The organism is Dyella sp. OK584, assembly GCF_057787755.1.
Window position 1 is genome coordinate 3,996,094 of the sequence record NZ_CM173542.1, and the last position, 17,897, is coordinate 4,013,990.

Annotated in this window: 15 protein-coding genes and 1 pseudogene; 5 read left to right on the forward strand and 11 right to left on the reverse strand. The window is 58.6% G+C overall.

Annotated elements, in window-relative coordinates:
- Window position 1: 1 nt before the first annotated feature.
- The 4 genes from AC3CBN_RS18000 to AC3CBN_RS18015 form a co-directional block, all read right to left on the reverse strand.
- Window positions 2-919 (reverse strand): sensor domain-containing protein, encoded by a 918-nt coding sequence (locus AC3CBN_RS18000; RefSeq protein WP_488634358.1) that lies wholly within the window; start codon window positions 917-919, stop codon window positions 2-4.
- The gene (locus AC3CBN_RS18005) at window positions 919-1,281 is read right to left on the reverse strand and encodes a PadR family transcriptional regulator (protein ID WP_488634359.1); all 363 of its coding nucleotides are present in this window, start codon (window positions 1,279-1,281) and stop codon (window positions 919-921) included. The genes AC3CBN_RS18000 and AC3CBN_RS18005 overlap by 1 nt, the downstream gene beginning before the upstream one ends.
- A gap of 368 nt (window positions 1,282-1,649) precedes the next feature.
- Entirely contained in the window at window positions 1,650-2,864 is a 1,215-nt protein-coding gene (locus tag AC3CBN_RS18010; protein ID WP_488634360.1) for a hypothetical protein, read from the reverse strand.
- Window positions 2,865-2,958: 94 nt separating this feature from the next.
- Window positions 2,959-4,194 carry a cation:proton antiporter gene (locus tag AC3CBN_RS18015; protein WP_488634361.1) on the reverse strand — a complete coding sequence of 412 codons (1,236 nt, stop codon included), beginning with the start codon at window positions 4,192-4,194 and terminating at the stop codon, window positions 2,959-2,961.
- Window positions 4,195-4,811: 617 nt separating this feature from the next.
- On the opposite strand from AC3CBN_RS18015, the gene AC3CBN_RS18020 reads away from it, so the two are divergent.
- Complete coding sequence (locus tag AC3CBN_RS18020; RefSeq protein WP_488634362.1) at window positions 4,812-6,293, forward strand: DUF2252 domain-containing protein; 1,482 nt, start codon at window positions 4,812-4,814, stop codon at window positions 6,291-6,293.
- A gap of 469 nt (window positions 6,294-6,762) precedes the next feature.
- Window positions 6,763-7,131, forward strand: coding sequence for a hypothetical protein (locus tag AC3CBN_RS18025; protein ID WP_488634363.1), 369 nt, complete (start codon window positions 6,763-6,765; stop codon window positions 7,129-7,131).
- Between the two features lie 206 nt (window positions 7,132-7,337).
- Here the strand turns inward: AC3CBN_RS18025 and AC3CBN_RS18030 are convergent, their stop codons facing one another.
- Window positions 7,338-7,541, reverse strand: a complete 204-nt coding sequence (locus AC3CBN_RS18030) for a hypothetical protein (RefSeq protein ID WP_488634364.1) — start codon at window positions 7,539-7,541, stop codon at window positions 7,338-7,340.
- Between the two features lie 169 nt (window positions 7,542-7,710).
- On the opposite strand from AC3CBN_RS18030, the gene AC3CBN_RS18035 reads away from it, so the two are divergent.
- Window positions 7,711-8,892 carry a DUF1214 domain-containing protein gene (locus AC3CBN_RS18035; protein WP_488634365.1) on the forward strand — a complete coding sequence of 394 codons (1,182 nt, stop codon included), beginning with the start codon at window positions 7,711-7,713 and terminating at the stop codon, window positions 8,890-8,892.
- Between the two features lie 209 nt (window positions 8,893-9,101).
- A complete protein-coding gene (locus AC3CBN_RS18040) occupies window positions 9,102-10,586 on the forward strand; it encodes a DUF1254 domain-containing protein (protein ID WP_488634366.1) in 1,485 nt (494 codons plus the stop codon).
- Between the two features lie 140 nt (window positions 10,587-10,726).
- On the opposite strand, the gene AC3CBN_RS18045 is transcribed toward AC3CBN_RS18040, so the two are convergent.
- The 6 genes and pseudogenes from AC3CBN_RS18045 to AC3CBN_RS18070 all read right to left on the reverse strand — a co-directional run bounded on the left by AC3CBN_RS18045 (window position 10,727) and on the right by AC3CBN_RS18070 (window position 17,161).
- Window positions 10,727-11,638, reverse strand: coding sequence for a hypothetical protein (locus tag AC3CBN_RS18045; protein ID WP_488634367.1), 912 nt, complete (start codon window positions 11,636-11,638; stop codon window positions 10,727-10,729).
- 51 nt (window positions 11,639-11,689) lie between these two features.
- Window positions 11,690-13,186, reverse strand: coding sequence for a hypothetical protein (locus AC3CBN_RS18050; RefSeq protein WP_488634368.1), 1,497 nt, complete (start codon window positions 13,184-13,186; stop codon window positions 11,690-11,692).
- Window positions 13,183-14,448: a hypothetical protein gene (locus AC3CBN_RS18055; RefSeq protein WP_488634369.1), complete on the reverse strand. Its 1,266-nt coding sequence runs from the start codon at window positions 14,446-14,448 to the stop codon at window positions 13,183-13,185. Before AC3CBN_RS18055 ends, AC3CBN_RS18050 begins: the two co-directional genes overlap by 4 nt.
- Before the next feature lie 779 nt (window positions 14,449-15,227).
- Window positions 15,228-15,501 (reverse strand): annotated as a pseudogene (locus AC3CBN_RS18060) (transposase); the annotation flags it as partial.
- Between the two features lie 77 nt (window positions 15,502-15,578).
- On the reverse strand, window positions 15,579-16,133 hold the full coding sequence (locus tag AC3CBN_RS18065; RefSeq protein WP_488634370.1) for a DUF4386 domain-containing protein: 555 nt from the start codon (window positions 16,131-16,133) through the stop codon (window positions 15,579-15,581).
- 233 nt (window positions 16,134-16,366) lie between these two features.
- Window positions 16,367-17,161: a helix-turn-helix transcriptional regulator gene (locus tag AC3CBN_RS18070; protein ID WP_488634371.1), complete on the reverse strand. Its 795-nt coding sequence runs from the start codon at window positions 17,159-17,161 to the stop codon at window positions 16,367-16,369.
- A gap of 243 nt (window positions 17,162-17,404) precedes the next feature.
- Between AC3CBN_RS18070 and AC3CBN_RS18075 the strand changes: the two genes are divergently transcribed.
- Entirely contained in the window at window positions 17,405-17,893 is a 489-nt protein-coding gene (locus AC3CBN_RS18075) for a RidA family protein (RefSeq protein WP_488634372.1), read from the forward strand.
- Window positions 17,894-17,897: the final 4 nt, after the last annotated feature.

Here is a 17,897-nt window from a genome sequence, read left to right on the forward strand (position 1 = left end):
TCTACGCGCTCCGTTCCGCCGAAGGCACCAGCAGGCCCTTGGCAATGGCGCCGTGCATGCCGCCCAGGCCGCGCACCAGATGCAAGGTGGAGAACAACAACACGATGCCCACTACACACAGCAGACCCACGCCCCACCAGCTCGTCTGCGGGCAAAGCCAATCGGGAATGCCGCAGCTCCAATACACCACATCCGCGTCGCTGAGTATCTTGAGGACAGGCGACCCAATGAAGGAGAGCGAGACTGCCAGCAGCGTTACCGTGATCACGAAGTAGAAGATGCCCAATGGCAGCATCAGGATCATGTAGAACAGCGTGGTCCAGGTGCGACCATCCGCAAAGATGGCGCCGATACGCTGCCAGATCGTGAGCCCTGCGCGCGAAGGATAAGGCGGCCTGCGCGGCATGCGAACGCCCAGCATGGTTTCCACGATGCGCCCTTCGAGCAACGACAGCGCGCGCACCGTGCTGAGGAACAGCACGACAAACGGAATGCCGATGATCAACACGGAAAAGCCCATCGACATCGAAATGCCGGTTACCGCCCACACGAAATAGAAAATGCCGGTGGCGAGCGCCAGCACCATGTAGAACATCGCGCCCCAGGTGCGTGAATCAGCCGCCACGCCAAAGAAACGGCCGAGTGCCGAGCGGCGCTTGGGCACCGGCGGCGGACGCAAGGCGCGTTGAATCTTGATCTCCTGATCGCGATAGATGTCCGCCACTTCCTCTGGCGCACCGTAGGTACTCACCACATGAGCGAGCATCTCCGCTTCGCTGCGTTGCGGGTTCTCGGCCAGCTCAGCTCGCAGGTGTTCTTCGGCGTCGTAAAGTGCGTCCTGGATCAAAGCCGGGTCCGCGCCGCGCAAAGCGGCACGCAGTTGCTTCAGATACTCGGCAATCGTACGTGGTGCGTTCATTACACCCCTCCTTGCAAAACGTTATCCACGGAGTCGCGTGTGGCATTCCAGGCTTCCACCCAATCACGCAACACCTCGCGCCCCAGTTTCGTAATGCGGTAATAGCGTCGCGGCGGCCCACTGATGGACGGCTCGACCTCACTGGCGAGCAGCCCCGCCGCTTCGAGGTTGCGCAGCACGGGATAGAGCGCACTCTGCTTGCCCGCCAGCACACCCTCCCCCACCTCTTCCAGACGCTTGGCGATCTGATAGCCGTACATCGGCTGCCGCGACTGCCCAAGCACCGCCAGTAGCACCAGCGATACGGTACCCGCCGACAGCTCCTTCTGGAATTTCTTCAGATGGCCCGTGTTGTCGTCCACATCCCACCCGCACTGCTACTTACCATGGAGTACACCATAGTATTTAGTTAACAGTAGTACATGGGCCTGAAGTCATGGCCGGTGACGTGGATATGGGGCCACGACCAGAACTACGCATCGCCATGCCACTGACCGGTGCAATGGCCGGCTTACGCTACGGTGCCACCAACATTCCCGAAGAATGGATTACCGGCCTGCGCGGCAGAGAGCTTGCAGAGAGCTGCGCCGCAGGAGCTGGACCGCCGCTGGGATAGAGAGTCGCCCGCCTCACGGTGAGGCCTGCCCAAAGGCCTTGGAACCGTCGCCACGCAAGTGTCTAGGGAAGCCTGGTCCATTCAGTCTGGGGGAGCCCGGTTTGCCTCGTCCGGCTATTGCGCCGGGATCGTGATCAACGGCAACGGCTCCGTGCTGCCGGTATCAGCCAGCGTGAAGAAGAGGATCACTGCATTGAGAGCACGCTTGGTTCGTAGGTCGCCCTGATCAATCCAGAACCAGTAGTCGCGGTAGTGCACGGCGGCGTATGGCTCCTTCGGCCTTTCCTTGCCACTGTGAATCCGTATGGCGTTCTGCTGCATCTCCGCTGCGGTCTGAACGACGGCGGGAAGCGCGCTGTGTTCTCTCAGGTGTTCCTCAGGGACGTCGATATAGCTGGAAAAGGCGAGCATGATTTGCAGCATCGAGCGGCTGTTCACCGTCAGTTCGTCATCCGCGCCGCGCGCCGGGGAATACCTCAGGGTGAACTCCTGCCTCCCGGCCGTCAGCTTGAGCAAGCGGCGGATCTCGGCGACCTTCTCAACGACGTCGGCAGGCATGTCTTCACGGCGGAAGAACACTACGGCGGTCGAACCTTTGACCTTGTCATCCTCCACGCGCATCGCAAGCGCGCCAGCGGCCTGCACGTCGCGCAGCAGTGCGACGGCCCGCAGGAACTCCGGGTCCGCCTCCCGCATTATCCCCGCGGCCGTCGAGCGATTGCGCACGCCATTGAGCGACTCCACCGTCATGCCTAACAGAAAGTCCGCAGCGTAGCCGCTCTGGAGCATGTAGAAGATGTTCTTTGGATCGATCGGCTGCAGCAACCCGCGCAAGAATTTCTGCCCGGTAGCCGGCGTATAGGTGATGGTGGGCCGGTCCGTATAGACGCCTTGGATCCCTGCCCCAAGAGAATTGGCCTCCACCGTATGTTCCGACGAGAGGGTACCGTTCACCGACACACTGGTTTGCAGCGAATAGCCGCTGACCACCGACGCCACGTCCACGAAAACCGGCGTATCAAGGTAGCGTAGCTTGACGATGTTCATCAGCGTCTGCTGCTTCCAGGAATCGGCAATCGCCGCACTGTAGTCGAAGCGATCGGTAACAATGGTCTTGGGGCCGAGCGATGTGCATCCAGAAAGCAGCACACACAGCGCGAGCCATATGAGAAGCTTTTGGGTGATCAGGCCGACGAGGTCCCATCGGCCACTATTCGGTAAGCCTGTGCCGCGCGCCACGCGAGTCTTCTCAATCGCCGGGTTGTCACCGTTCGCCACCCACGCATCGGCCGCGGCGTTGACCTGGTCTTGAGTGAGGCCTTTCGACATGGCGAGTCTCCTCGTTTCATAGCGAACATTCAGAGCGTTCCCGACCACGGCCGTGCGAAGGTGACGTCCGGAACATCTATCGCAAATAGCGCAGTCACTCAGAGCCGCTTGACTCACGCTCCGGTGCAGTGACGTCCATTCGTCCCACCGCCCTTGCATAACGCTCGATACCGGGATGCGCGGTAAGCCCGTGGGAGAAAATGCTGAGCAATACCGTCGCCATGACGGCGAGCTTGATCGTGGAGTCGCCCGGTAGGCTTGCCTCGTGCTCCAGATACATGAGGCCGAGAACGATGGACGCTAGCCCCCTCGGACCGAACCAGCCCATGAACAGCACGGTCTGCCGGCTGAGGCCTGTACCGCGCAATGCAATGGCGACCGGAATCATGCGAATCAAGGTCAAACTCAGCGCGGCATAGGCCCAGACGGCAACGCTGATTTGTTTACAGACCGGAAATGCGAGCAGTCCAAAGAGGAAGAAAACGAAAAAGTTGAAAATCTGCCCCCACTCCTCAGCGAATTCGACGCTATGTTTGCCGATATCGGTGAAGCTTGATTGGGCACATAGCCCAGCGACGAATGCTGCAATGAACATGCTTGCATTGGAGGCCTTCGAAGCGAGCACACAAGCCAGCGGTATCACCACCACACCAAGTTGCGTCTGCGATTCAGCCATCCATCCGTTGCGTCGGGCAAGGCTCAACAGCCAACCGCCTGCAAGCCCGACGCTGGCGCCGATCAGCGCTCCGTAGCCAAGCTGCTCGCCGAGAAAGCGGAAGAGCACTCCGTAGCCTGCATGCTCCTCTATCGCCACGGCCATGGCGATGAAGAACAGCAGAAAAGGCACTGAGAGCCCGTCGTTGAGCCCTGCCTCGACATTCAACGCCTCGCGAATGCGAAGTGGCACACGAGAGCTGGTTACGATCACCTGTCCAAGCCCGGCGTCCGTCGGAGCCAGAACTGCGGCAAGAATGCCGGCATCCCACCAAGTGAGTGTCCCTAGAACGACTTTGGCGCCAAGCGCTCCAAGCACGATGGTCAACAGCATACCCGTGATCAGCAGGCGAACCGGCACGTTCGCGTGGCCTTTTAACATGCTTGGACTGACACGGGAGGCATCGGTGAAGAGGGTCATGACCAGCCCTAGCTCGGCGAGCATTAGCAGCTCATGTCGTTCGAGCGTCAGCTCGTTCAGTGCAGCCGGCGAGAGCGCCATGAGCGCGCCGGCTGCTGTGAACAGCATGGGTGGCGTGAAAACTGTCTGCTCCAGCTTTCGGGATACCAAGCTATAGAGAAAGACTAGCGCGATGAACACGGCGACGAGGATCATCAGTGAAGCCTCCGTCTGTGCAGCGTGAGCTTGCTTTTCACTATCTCGGAATCAAGCGTGCGGCATGTAAGGCATCGAAGAGCCTGTACTGCAATAAGCAGACACTGGCTTGGAGCATTACCTGAAAACGAACCCCAAATAGTGCGCGGCCTTGGTCTTCGAATGCCGCGGAAGCTTAGGCGGACGGCGCCGATTGTAACCCTCAAGCGGAGCGCGCGCGGGCCGACATCCGCTTGACGGGCGGAACGATCACGCATGTCCAAACTGCAGCATTACCCAATCATTTTTTGGACAAAGAACGCGGCGCCACCCCATCCGGGCACGATGGGAGATGCGTTCACTGCGAGCTAACCTCGTGCGATGCAGGCTTGAGTATCCAAGCGACCGAAGCGCTGCCTAGCTGGATCGACAGGCACCCGACGGGCCGCCGGATGTGCGATAGCACGGAAAGGCTCCGCAACGTTCCGGCCGGTCGAATCCATCTCCCGCGCCACGGCCTCCAACCTAGCCAGGTCATGTTCACCGACTCGATGGCGCGGGCGACGTCTCACGAGGACCGGAATGGGTGGTTGGATGTAACCATTGAACCATGTCTTTGCGTAGCACGGAGAATGGCGATGACTAGTCAGACGCGGAGTTTCTACAACTACCTCACGCAGGAAGGCGAACAGGGCTCACTGGCGGCCTTCGCAGCGTACAGGCCTAACCCCAAAGAGCAACTTGCCATCGGAAGAAGTCTGCGTAAGCAGGTGCCACGCAAAGAACACGCGATCTACGCGCCACCAATAAATCGCCGCGATCCGATCTCGATCATCGAAGAGCAGAACCGAACCCGGGTTCAGAAACTCGTTCCAGTCCGCATGACTCGCATGAGTGCATCAGCCTTCAGCTTTTACCGTGGATCCGCCGCCGTGATGGCATCCGATCTGACGCATACGCCAGTTACAGGGCTGAACGTGGTCGCGTGCGGCGACATGCATGTGGCCAACATGGGGGTCTTTGCGTCGGCCGAGCGCAACCTGATCTTTGCCATCAATGATTTCGATGAAGTTCACCCGGGGCCTTGGGAATGGGACGTGAAGCGCTTGGCGGCCAGTGCCGCCCTCGCTGCTCGCTACATGGGAGGCGACGATGTTTGCGGCGAAGAGGCTGCACGCGCCGCGGTCTTCGCCTACCGAAGAAACATTCGGCGCTACGCCGGTATGGGCTATCTCGAGGTCTGGTACGACCAGATCAGCGAACAAGCGATTCTGGACGCTGCACCAAAGAGACTGCGCAGTCGCATCGAACGCGTGATGCTGAAGGCTCGTGCCAAAGGCCATCAACGCACACTGGATAGACTCACGGAGGTCGTGGCAGGAGAGCACCGGATCGTGGAAGATGCCCCGCTCATTGTGCGAGAGACCACTTCGGATGACGGCACCCCTATGATGGAAATAGTGGATAGCATGCTGCAGGCCTATTTCGGCTCGTTGTCGCAAGATCGTCAGCGCATCCTGTGTCGCTATCGGCTCGTGGATGTCGCGCGCAAAGTGGTTGGCGTGGGCAGCGTCGGCACAGCATGCTGGGTCCTGATGCTGGAAGGTGCAAAAACGGATGACCCGCTGTTTCTCCAGGTCAAAGAGGCGATGCCATCGGTCCTGTCGCCGTATGTGAATCTGCGACACGATATGAAGAACGAAGGGCGGCGGGTGGTTGTAGGACAACGCATGATCCAAGGGTCGCCCGATATCTTTCTGGGATGGGGTCACGCGAACAACAAGGACCTTTATGTTCGCCAACTGGCTGACATGAAAGGCGGCATCGAGTTCAGGGAAAATGACAAGAGCGGATTGCCAGGTTTTTCTGATTACTGCCGCCTCTGCGGATGGGCGCTCGCCCTCGCCCATGCCAAGTCGGGACATCCGGCGAAGATCGCCGGATACTGTGGAAACAGCGAGGCACTGGATGATGCCATTGGAAAGTTCAGTATCAGTTATGCGAACCAAGCCACTCAGGACCACGAACGCCTCGTCGATTCGATGTCGATCAAACAGCGCCTTCGGGCCCCGTCATCAAGAAAGCGTTCTCTGCAGGCCGTTCCCGCGTCGAGCCCCTAGGGCGGACGATTAGGTTGCTGGAGGGCGGCCATGTTCTCCCCCACTGAACTGTCTGCTTTGGGTTGCAACTTCAGCTGCGTGAGATGAGGGCAAGCCCATCCGTCGCGGGGCCTCAATGCATCGATGCAAACTCTAGAGTGTGCGGGACTGTCAACAACAATGCAGGTTGCGAGATGCGAATCCATTTGAAGGCTGGCGCCACGTTGGCCACTTGATGCGGGCAGTCCTTCTGTGTCTGTAGACGGCCAATGATCCGGGATGCGTCTGCCTACCGACCAAGATGAATGCAACAACTTCATCATTAGCTGGCTTCACTCTCGCTACAGGCTGGCAAGCTGGAAAGTCGCCTTAGCGCCGCCAGGCCATCACGGGCCGGCCTAAATTGTCGTCAGAGCCCGTCGCGCATCGCGACTGCAATGTTTCCACCGTCTCGTAAGATCATCCACGAGTGCCACCAGGAGCGAGTGCCGTGCTTCCCGACATGTTCCGTAAAATCGCCGTCGTTCTGTTCGAGCAAGGCGTTGTTACACGGATCTTTGTGCATGCCCGCAACTTGAGCATCGCGTCGCTAATCACAGCCGCAGGCCTTGGCGGGATTCGCGTGGGCCCGTCGGGCAGCGACTTCGTCCATCCCACGTTCGCCGGCTATCTCGTCGCCGGCATCGGGCTGACACTACTGCTGCTCAACCTGCTTGATGGCTTGTGGCGGCTCAGCCGGTCCCGCGCCCATCTGCTGTTCCAATTCATGCTGTGCCTTTCCTACGCCTTCATTACTTGGCGCGTGGCCCTACTGGTACTGAACTTCAGGGCCGGCTGTGGTACGCCGCCGCTTTCGTAGGCGGTTAGACGCCTTCCTTCGCGTAGATGACATGCAACTGCATCAGCAGGGCTCCTTCGCTAGGGACCGCTAGCAGCCAAAAGCGAAGATCGCCGTCGATAAGTGCATGTCGCAATTCCGATCGGTAGTTCTACTGAAAGGGACTGAGTGGATTTTCGGTTGTGGCGAGGGCTTAGGGGGCCCAGGCTCGTGACACCGCGATAGCCTCAGCCTTGGAGTTTCGCCATGCATGCAGCCCACTCGGCGCCCTTGATGCTGATCGCAGCCATCGTTGCCGCGCTCGCAGGATGCAGCGACAACAAATCGCCCACCTCACCCACGCCACCCACGACGGCCAACGCGACCCCGCTCGCCGCGGCTTCTACGTCCGCATTACCCGAATCCACCGCCATGTCTGTGCCAGGCCCCATGCCTGGAACTCGCCTGACCGAGGCTTATGCGCGGGAGGTCGCCCGCAATGTCTACTTCTGGGCTTGGCCTATGGTCAACGTCTACAACCGACGGCTCGGCTTTACCAACTTAAAGGAACCAGGGCGACTAGGTGGCGCACTCCCGGCAGCGCCACCGAATCGGCTGAGCATGCTGACCAACTACATTGAGCCCACCGAGCGCGATGTGGCTTGTCCAAATCAAGATGTGGTCTATGGGGGCGGCCCATTGGCGCTCGACATCGAGCCCGTGGTGGTCCAAGTGCCTGACTTCGGTGATCGCTTCTGGGTGTACCAGGTTGTCGATCTTAGGACCGACAGTTTCGCCGGGCTCGGTAAGATGTACGACACCAAGCCAGGCTTCTACCTACTGGTCGGCCCCGACTGGAAGGGCGAGGTACCGAAGGGAATTACTAAGGTCTTCCACGCCGGGACCAATACTGGTTTTATCGTGCCGCGCGTATTCATGGACGACACCGACGCAGACCGCGCAGCGATCCAGGCGCTGGTCAACCAGATTGATGTCTATCCGCTGTCGCAGTTCGACGGCACGATGAAACGGACCGATTGGAGCAAGACACCATCGTTCCCGGCACCACCACCGACACCCGGTGGCGGTGAGGCACCGAAGGTCGATCCAAGCAAGTTCTTCGATGAACTGTCCGCCGTACTGAAAGATGCCAAGCCCCTGCCAGGTGAAGAGGCGATTTACGCACAAGCTCAGGCGCTTGTCGCAGCCGCTAAGGATGACCCAAAGATCAAGGCGGCCATCGACGACGAAGCCGCCAGGACTGAGAAAGAGGTCATCGCGCCGCTGCTGGAGTTCCGTAACTACGGCCTGCCGCTACCGCACAACTGGACTATGGTCAGGAACGGCGCCCAGTTCGGCACGGACTATTACAGTCGCACGGCCGTAGCCCGCTCCAACATCTTCGTCAACAAGCCTAATGAAGCATCCTACTTCTACCAGGATCTCGACGACTCAGGTGCGCGCCTTAACGGTAGGAAGCGGTACACCGTGACCTTCCCCAAGGGCGAGCCCCCGGTGAAAGGCTTCTGGTCATTGACTATGTACGACGGACAGCATTTCTTCGTGCCTAACGAGATCAAGCGCTTCTCTGTTGGCACCAAGAACAAAGACCTCCGGTCCAATGCGGATGGATCGGTGACCATCTATGTCCAGGCAGAGGCGCCTTCCGATCCGAATCAACGTGCGAACTGGCTACCAGCGCCGAAGCAAGCCGACTTCTCGCTGTTTATCCGCGCCTATTGGCCCGATGAGTCGATCCTCAACGGACAATGGAGCCCGCCTGCGGTCAAGGCGATGGAATGAGTAAGCCTTGATTCCGAAATGTTCGCTATGGATCGGAAGCCAACACTCCAGTTTTCTGGCGCGTCGCCCTGGCCTGAAGTCCAGTGAGCGGATGTCGCTTACGCGCCTGGTAGTTCTACCTAGTGAGTCCGCGTGGATTTACGCTTGTGAGCCGGACGGTGGGCGCACAGGCTTTCGTCACTGCCATAGTTGGTTCCGGGGACTCCGTCATGCGCACAGCGACAAGCATTTTCGCGATCGCCCTCGTCTCGGCTATTAGCTGCCAGGCTCTAGCCCAGTCCGATAAGCCAAGCCCCGTCAAGCCCGCGACTCTTACTCGCGGGGCCGCCATGCCAGCCAGCAATTCGGGCGGCATCAACGCCTTGAGCAGTCGAATCATCCAGAGTCGCGCTACCGAAGCGGCCATCTGGGGCATGCCCGCAGTCAACACCGAATTGATGCGAGAGGAGATGCTCAAAGCCGGCGGCAAGGTCAACCAGATGGTCTATTGGGGGCGCCCACTCGACTGGCACAACCAGACGTTGACGCCCAATCCGGACACGCTCTACTTCATGGGCTTCTACGACACCAAGGCAGCCGGGCCAATGGTTGTCGAGATACCTCCCGCAGGCGATGACGGATCGCTCAATGGAAATTTTGTCACGGAATGGCAGGCGGCGCTCGAAGATGCCGGCCTGCTAGGCATCGACAAGGGTGCCGGAGTGAAGTTCGTGATTCTTCCGCCCGGCTACAAGGGCAATGTGCCCAAAGGCTTTGAGCCGCTTCAATCCGACACCTTCACTGGTTACTTCCTGGTGCGCTCGAACCTTACGAGCCATAGCGACGCGGATGTCCAAAAGTCGCTCGCTTACGGCAAGAAGGTGAAATTCTATCCACTGTCGCAGCTAGTCAATCCGCCGGCTACCGTCTTCACCGACGTTAAGGACGCAGAGTTCGACTCGACCATCAAATACGACCTCAGCTTCTTCACCCTGCTCAATGAAGTCGTCCAGCGTGAACCATGGATCGATCGCGATCGCGCGATGATCGATCAACTGCAGTTAATCGGCATCGAGAAAGGCAAGCCGTTCAATCCGGATGACACGACCAAGAAAGCACTCAAACAGGGTATCGCCGATGCTCAAGCTTGGCTTAAGGCCAAATACGATGCGGGCTTTCCTCCGTTCTTTGCTGGCACACACTGGACAATGCCGTCTCTGCCAGAGGCAGTTAAAGCGCAGTCGACCAACTATGCCGATCCGGATAGCTACGCAGTAGACGCCCGAGGCGTTGCCTATACCTATGCCTACATCGGCATCAAACGCCTGGGCGTTGGCCAGTTTTACCTGATCAACATCAAGGACAAGGACGGCAAGAGCTACGACGGCAGCAAGACGTATCGCCTGCATGTGCCACCAAAGGTGCCGGTCGAGCAATATTGGTCTGTCACGGCCTACGATCGCCAGACCCACGCGCTCATCAAAGGCGTTGACCACGCCAGCCGCGCCTCCAACGTGCCCGAATTGATGAAGAACGCCGACGGCTCCGTAGATATTTTTCTCGGACCCAAGGCGCCCAAGGGCCGGGAATCAAATTGGATTCCAACCGACCCAAAACGCGAGTTTGAGTTGATGTTCCGCCTCTACGGGCCGACCAAGGTGCTTTTCGATAAGGCTTGGACGCTGCCAGATGTGGAGAAAGTGGCGGCGAGCTAAATGTCCGCTTCACTGAGAACGGGATGGAATTCCTATATCGGGTCGGAATCGGAACTTACCGTAAACCGATACGCGTCTATGCGTACAGACTTTGGTTAGCAAAGGGGAATGCCATCGAGCTCAGACGTGGATGTCGGCGTTCAAAGCCACTTCGATTCCATGTTGACGGCGAGCAGCGGCGCCGCGCGGCGGGGACTTATTTCTCCCGGATTGAGAAGGTCTGGCCTAAATTCGCGGCTGAGACTCTGCAGATTAAGCGCTGGCACATTCGCCCTTGTCGCGCCCAAGCTCACCAGCTGATCCTTGACGAATTCTCTCGCCAGCGTCTGACGTGTCTTTTCGGCGTCCGACGCTGTCGCGTCCACGTTTTTGGCAAGTGCCGGCGCAGTGAAGTAGCTCATCGTGAATGCGCCAGCTTTCACCAGAACTACCTTCACCACGGCTTCCACCGTTTTGTTTTTCGGATCGGCAAGCGCTTTCTCCAAAGCTTCGATGGCCACCGCCGCCCGAGCTTCGTCAAGTTTCGTGTGAATGGCGTGCGTCCCGTCGCCTTTATTTTGCTTAGGAATCCACATGCCTCCCGAAGCGCCCGTGGGATGCTGCATCTGGACTTGGCCAGCAATCTTGTACCCATCCTTTAACTTGAAGCCTGACCACCGCGTTGGAAAGCGAATGCTTGAGAATGCACGCACGATTTCGGCGAGCCGATCAGGTACGACCTGATGCACGTTGTGCTTCGCCAACTCCAGCAAGATATCCGCCACGAGTGACGTTCGGACGAGTTCGTCCTGTTCTGCCCAGATGTCTCGATAGAAGTCCTTGAGCTTTTTCTTCGTGTAGGAGGCGAGTGTTGAGGGCAGCTTATCGATGCGTTTTGTAGGATCGTGAAACTTTAGCACTCGCTTCTTCTCGATCACTTCGCCCTTGGTCTTCTTCTTGAGCTTGATGCTAAGTGCGCCGGCAACATTCTTGACCCGCGCTCCTTGCTGGGTGAATGTGATCGAACCCATGGGCTGCTTGACGGAGAGATTCTTTTGCGTGTGAGACGGCATAAGGGTCTTCTGCCTAACGTGATGCGATTCGTTTATTCAGATCAGGCTGCGCTAGGAAACCACGATGGCCGCAAGGCAATACCGCGCCGAGGCCGGGGGTGAAGATGCATCAGCTGCGGACACGGTCACCTTGATGACATTCAAGCCAACTACCAGGTAGTCGCAGAAGTCCTCGGCCATGTAATCCGTCGTTCTCAGTGCGATGTCCATCCGATTACCCATGCCGCCGCCGCCTTGCTTGGCGTCCACGAGTTGCACGGGGAGCTTTCTGTCGTTGACCTCGATCAACACCTCAATACCGGTTTCATCAACTTTCCAGTGCTTGAGATAGAGATTGATCTCGCCCACCGTGGACGTCACTTTGAAGGCGAGGGAAAACGTTGCGGACGCCGCGGCGACGTCCGCAATCATTCCCTCGGAGAATCCCGCGGCCACGCAGAGCAGCGTATTGGTAGGGGATGTGACGGTAAGAGGGGTCGTACTGTCCGTTGGAAAGCGACGCGACGGAAGCTTTTCGAGATTCAGACTCGCATCGTTGCGCCCAGGCACCACAGGGTTGAGCGCCAAGCATTCCAGGTCCCACCAGGTGAGTTGCATGGACCGAGGATCGGACACGACCGGGCCGATTCGGGCGGCCAACGTGTACTTCCCAGTGGGCAGTAGCTTTCGTTCATGCGAGGCGTGCACGAACGCGGTATTGATGTCGACCGACAGCAACGCCGTATCGACGTCGACGTTCTCCTGAGAGGGAGTAAAGCGCCATTCGGCCGCGAAGGTGAATTCCGTTCCAAACTGCGATAGTTGCGAGGGTGGCAAGACACAGTCGCCAACGAGCATCCGATCAATGATGGCCTTGGGTAGCTCGATGGTTCCATCACCCTCTGCACTGCGAAACTGCAGGATGTCCCATGGGTATTCTTGCGCGCAGATCCAGCTCGTTTGAAGGTTCTCGCGGTTGACAAAGGCGTACAGGCCCCAGTCTTTGATGCTGTACGAATCGCCATAGCTCAGTTGTTGGCCGGCCGTATTGGAGGCGCCCGTGGAACGCTCCTTGCTTTCCGCGGCGGTGAAAGCGTGCTCGTAACTGAAGCCCACGGACCACATGGGCATTTCCATCATTTCCCCGGCCTGGACGCTGACCCCGAAAGAATTCGTTTGCGACGACGAGGACCCCACCGATTGCTGCGATGAGTTGGTGAGCTGATTATCAGTTGTGTCACTGCGCGACGTATTGATCGAGGAATTGACTGTGATCGGTGTGTAGGAAAGCAGCCCGAAGTTACCTTCCTCATTCCCGTCGAGGCACTGAATTGACTTTGAGAACTGAAAGAGCGCGGGATAGTTCTTGTAGGCCGTCACGACTGAAGGGCTGATGTAGAAGTCATTGGTGTTGTAGATCGAGACACGCAACTCTGTGCGAATCACGAACACCGGTTTGGACTTCAGGTTCATCGGCGAGATCTTTTTCGCGACGAAAACCTTGAGCCGGATGTAACCGGCCCCGTCGAGGGAGTACTGCCATTCGGCGGCATGGATGGCGGACGTCATGGGGCCATCCTCACATGAAGCTTCATGCGACCGGGTGGCACATAGCGCCCCTCAATCAGAGGCGGTGCTGCGCCGTCTACGCTGTCACTCCCAGCGACGCCAGGTGAGCCCTTCCCGCCGCTATTGCCATCTTTGCCGCTGGCGCTTCCATGGCCCCCTTTACCACCCTCACCGCCAGTGCCAGGTAGCCCGAGATCACCAGGGCGACCGCCATGCCCGCCTGACGCGCTGAACCCGGAATACACGAAGAAGTTCGGGCCTTTCTGGGTAGGATCGATGTTGAGGTAGATCGGCCAACCGTTAACACCACGCTGACCATCTCCGCCATTGCCGCCATTGCCGCCGCGACCACCGTCGCCACCATCGCCGCCGTCCGTTCCCTCGCATCCGGTGCTGCAGCCATCCCCGCCATCGCCACCGTCTTGGCCCTGGCCCCCATTACCTCCTTTTCCGCCATCTCCACCCTCACCCGACATGCCGTGAATAATCAACGGTCCCTGGCCTGCAGCAAAGTGCGCGATATTGAGACTGGCCACCGAGCTTTCGACGCCCGGTTCTCCGTCGTTGCCCCGCGTTCCGTCGTAACCCTGTTTGCCGTCTACTCCGTCTCCTCCACTACCCGCGCCGGTACAAATACCGGGGGTGGGCACAGGCGCATCCTTGCCATTGGGAGCCTTGTCCTGGGCTTCCTCGTTAGGGGCGGCTGCACCGGCACCTCCGGGCGCACCCAGGATGGCGATGTGGTAGGGCCTCCCGGGCTTAGCCGGAAGGATCCTTAGTTGGTCGTTGACATATAGGGTGAAGGACGTGTTCATGACGGTGTAGCTCCCTCCGTCGAATGTGAGCACGTCGCACGCGATATAGACCGGAGAGCTCTCCGGGTTATAACTGATGTCCTCCGTGACGGTCACTTCGGTAGCCGCAACAACCATGACGCGCATCGGAAACCGCTTATCAAAGAATTCCTTTCCAACATGCACACCTAGCTCAGTAAGGCCCGCGACGTTCGCCGCGAAATGCCTAAGTCCTCTGTGGTAGGCATCGTCACGTAGGCCCGTGGGGTCTAGTGCCGTGCGAATCACGTCAAACGCTTCCTCTCGCACGGGAACGGCGAGGAGCTTCTTGAAGTCTTGAGGCGTCGCAATGAGGACATGCGTCTGGATGGTCTCGCCCCGCTCCAGTCTTTCGATATCCAGGTGCAGGTTCTCGGCGAGGTTGCGGAGTTCTTCACTTATGGGGCGGGTTTCTCGCAGCGATGACATGGGTCGGCTCCCGATGGGATGATGAGTAGAAGGTGGGGCGTTAACGGACGTCCAAACGCTATGGGCGAGCGACAGGGCCTGCCTCAACGGGTCTCACGTAGCGGCTGCAAAGACCCAAGATCGAAAGGGTCACCGCTGGAGCCCAGGACACAACATCGCCGTCGCTCTATCGCGCGCTCCAGCGATCGCGCTGAACCGGGTGGCAAGAGGATCGTCGATAGCGTTGGCTGCGCCTGCAACTTATTGCGTTCCATGCAGCCATCCCCTGGGCAGCAAAGGCCCACACGGTACGCCGCTTAGGCTCCGTCGCTACTGGACTTAGTAGCTAGGGCACTCGATGTATGGCTATCGCGGCCCTTGAGAGCTAAGTGCGTGCTCCTGTGTTCCTCGTGAGCCGCCCCCTGGTACGCCTCTCTCAGTACACACACTTTGCTTGTCAAAGTGCGCTTATCGCCGGTAAACCCTGCTAGCCAAGTGCCTGATTTATTGCTCGGTACACAAGCTTTGCTGTTTGGCAACAAGCTAAGTACGTACATAACGCGCCGCCGCCGCACAGACTTTGCTTATCAGACCTGCACATACTTTGGTTTCAGGCCTAGCCTGTGCGCTGGACACCAATGTTTGTACCTGTTGTACAAACATTGGTGTCCAGCGACATGTACAAACAATGGCGCCAAAAAAGTCCGTACACCATTGAACAATGGGGTTTTATAACAACCAGCCCATCAAACCCTGGAACCACCGCCAAAGACGGTCGCTACTGAAAGCGGGGGGACGTCGCCCCGGCAAAATACGCGGCGGCCTTTTTTAAAATGTCGAGCTCCTCTTCGGCACGACGCAGCTCGGCACGAAGCCGAGCGTTCTCCTGCACCAGGTCGACTTCCTTCCGCGCCTTGCGCGCATCGCGGCTGACGCCGCGCTCACGAAGCCATGCATAGAGACTGTGCGACGAAACGCCGAGCCGCTCGGCAACCTCGGCTTCGGGTAGCCGCGCTCGCTGACCTGCTTCACCGCCTCGGCTTTGAACTCATCCGTAAATCGCTTCTTGGTCATAGATCCTCCGATCCTCAAAAGACACTATCAGGTGTCTACGGAATCGGGGGCGTACCACGCTGCCACGCGTCGTCAACTCACCAAACGTTTGTCTTTTCTTGCCATTTAGGGACATTTACGCCGATCACGATGAGCCACAGGCAAAGTGATAGCTCTGCGAGAAAGCCGAGGACCTTGAGGTAAGTGGACAGATTGCTTCCGAGCGGTGACAGAAGAATCAGCCAACCCAAACCGGCAAGCATCATCAGAACGCCCAGAATTCGAGGTAGGAAGGTTGACTTGAAAATGAGGTAGCCGATCAGCAAGCAATAGGGCCCAAAAAATACAAGGGAGCTAACGTCGTACGGAGCGAGATGAAAGACGTCCATAACACTAATGGCGCATCCCACGAGGCTGAAAAACGCCGCGAGCAAAGAGAGGCGCATGTTCACTGGCTTAAACATGTAGTAGAAGAGCAGCGTTACGGCGATGTAAAACACGTAGGCCAGGAGGGTGACGGCATCATATGCAACAAGCCGGCCCCGACCAACGAAGACCTCGGCGGATATTGCAGTAAGGAAGTAAAGCAAATAAACAACGCCGGTAACCCTGGCTCTGAGCCGCGGAGAAGCTTCTGCGATCCGTTCGGACATTTCGGCCACCTTAATCTTAGAGTGCCGCCTGAGCACCGCCCAACTCCTTATTTTACGGACGTTGAGCCCTCGCTTCGGATGTCCGCTCCGGGTCGAAAGCGGACGCATGATAAGAAGCAAGTTTTCGGCATATTCTTGATCGCTTCTGCAGCTCAGGATGTACTGCCTGCAGTGGATCTTGACGACGCCATTCGTGGCTCACCACCGACTCGGCAACCACCGGAGTGATTTCACTACCTGCGCGGGGCCTTCCGCTGGACGCGCTCCGGTAGTAGTGATGGATCCGCGCTTCGTTGGCGAAGTGCATCAAGGTAGTTGTAGATACTGAATCGGGTAACACCGAGTGCGGTCGCTGCGCGCTCCACGCCTCCTTTCACGATGAAAAGTCCGCGCTGCATCATGGTCTCGACGGCATGGATTTTTTCGTCCTTGTCCATAGCCGACACGGGCTTGCCGAAGCGTTGCACGGCCTCAGCAATGATCTCCGTCATCAGGGCATCGATGCCAGCGGGTGCGTCGCGCGCCGGCGTGGATTCCGTTGGCCGCGCGAGCATGCTCTGCAGTAATGCATGCGCCTGAACCACCACCGACATGTCGGCGTTAACGCAAAGGCTTGCAACGTTGGTGCCCCCGCTGTCGCGAAAGATCACCGTGGAAGAATGCAGTTTCTTGCCGCTGCGGGTGACAGTCTGGTAGTCGCTGATCACCGAATGCGCGTCCGGCGAGCCTTCTTCCAGCGAACGCAGCAGTTCGACGAAGCCCTTGTCGCCATTCGGGCCACTGAGGATTGAATCGCCGATCGAGCGTCCGGACACGTGGCCGTTGAGGATCTTGACGATCGAACTCTCCGGACGTGTGAGGTCGTGCAGCACGATTTCCACGTTCTCACCGACGAAGCTGCCCACGACATCAACGATGGGACGAAGCATCGCGAACAGGGCCTCGCGTTCAGCGTCCAGGTTCGCCGGGACATTACCGCCTGGTGACCCTGCGTCGATGACACTGGTACGGGGGGACTTAACTGCCATACGTCGGTGTTTCCCTTCGCGAAGGTGAGCTGCGCTGCAGCGCAAGGACACATTACGTGGTGACTGCTCATTCGGCCAGAGCGATCGGCAGGCATTGGAGCGTCGATCCAGGGGCCGCTTGACACGGCATCCTCATACTGATATTCAACAACCTGTTGATCGATTCAACAATTAGTTGAATCATGGCCATGGACACTCAACGCCAGGATGACGGGCGTGGGAGTTCTGTACGGGGAGCTGGGAATGGGTGAGATCGAACGTCGACTTGCGGCTGCGGGACTGGCACTACCGCCGGCCATGCCGAGCCTGCCGGGCGTACGGCTGCCGTTCTCGCTCGTGCAACGCCACGGTCCGCGCCTGCTCTTCTCCGGCCACGGCCCACAGGCGCCCAACGGCGAGATCCATCCCATGAGGGGAAAGCTGGGCGTCGAACTGAGTGTCGAAGATGGGTATGTGGCAGCGCGCCAGGTGGCGCTTTCCGTGCTCGGCAGCATCCAGCGCGAGCTCGGCAGCCTCGATCGCATCGCGCGCTGGGTGAAGGTGCTCGGCATGGTCAATTCGGCGCCGACGTTCTGCGAACAACCGGCGGTGATCAACGGCTTCTCTGATCTGATCCTTTCGCTCTACGGTCCGGAGCGCGGTGCGCACGTGCGTTCCGCCGTGGGCATGGCGCAACTCCCCTTCAATATCCCGGTGGAAGTTGAAGGCGAGGTCGAGATCCATGACGACTGACGAG

Coding starts and splice junctions, on each gene's coding strand:
- AC3CBN_RS18075 (WP_488634372.1), top strand. CDS start 17,405: ATGGGTGAGATCGAACGTCGACTTGCGGCTGCGGGACTGGCACTACCG.
- AC3CBN_RS18010 (WP_488634360.1), bottom strand. CDS start 2,864: ATGTCGAAAGGCCTCACTCAAGACCAGGTCAACGCCGCGGCCGATGCG.
- AC3CBN_RS18020 (WP_488634362.1), top strand. CDS start 4,812: ATGACTAGTCAGACGCGGAGTTTCTACAACTACCTCACGCAGGAAGGC.
- AC3CBN_RS18000 (WP_488634358.1), bottom strand. CDS start 919: ATGAACGCACCACGTACGATTGCCGAGTATCTGAAGCAACTGCGTGCC.
- AC3CBN_RS18015 (WP_488634361.1), bottom strand. CDS start 4,194: ATGATCCTCGTCGCCGTGTTCATCGCGCTAGTCTTTCTCTATAGCTTG.
- AC3CBN_RS18055 (WP_488634369.1), bottom strand. CDS start 14,448: ATGTCATCGCTGCGAGAAACCCGCCCCATAAGTGAAGAACTCCGCAAC.
- AC3CBN_RS18050 (WP_488634368.1), bottom strand. CDS start 13,186: ATGACGTCCGCCATCCATGCCGCCGAATGGCAGTACTCCCTCGACGGG.
- AC3CBN_RS18040 (WP_488634366.1), top strand. CDS start 9,102: ATGCGCACAGCGACAAGCATTTTCGCGATCGCCCTCGTCTCGGCTATT.
- AC3CBN_RS18035 (WP_488634365.1), top strand. CDS start 7,711: ATGCTGACCAACTACATTGAGCCCACCGAGCGCGATGTGGCTTGTCCA.
- AC3CBN_RS18030 (WP_488634364.1), bottom strand. CDS start 7,541: ATGGGGCCTGGCACAGACATGGCGGTGGATTCGGGTAATGCGGACGTA.
- AC3CBN_RS18045 (WP_488634367.1), bottom strand. CDS start 11,638: ATGCCGTCTCACACGCAAAAGAATCTCTCCGTCAAGCAGCCCATGGGT.
- AC3CBN_RS18065 (WP_488634370.1), bottom strand. CDS start 16,133: ATGTCCGAACGGATCGCAGAAGCTTCTCCGCGGCTCAGAGCCAGGGTT.
- AC3CBN_RS18070 (WP_488634371.1), bottom strand. CDS start 17,161: ATGGCAGTTAAGTCCCCCCGTACCAGTGTCATCGACGCAGGGTCACCA.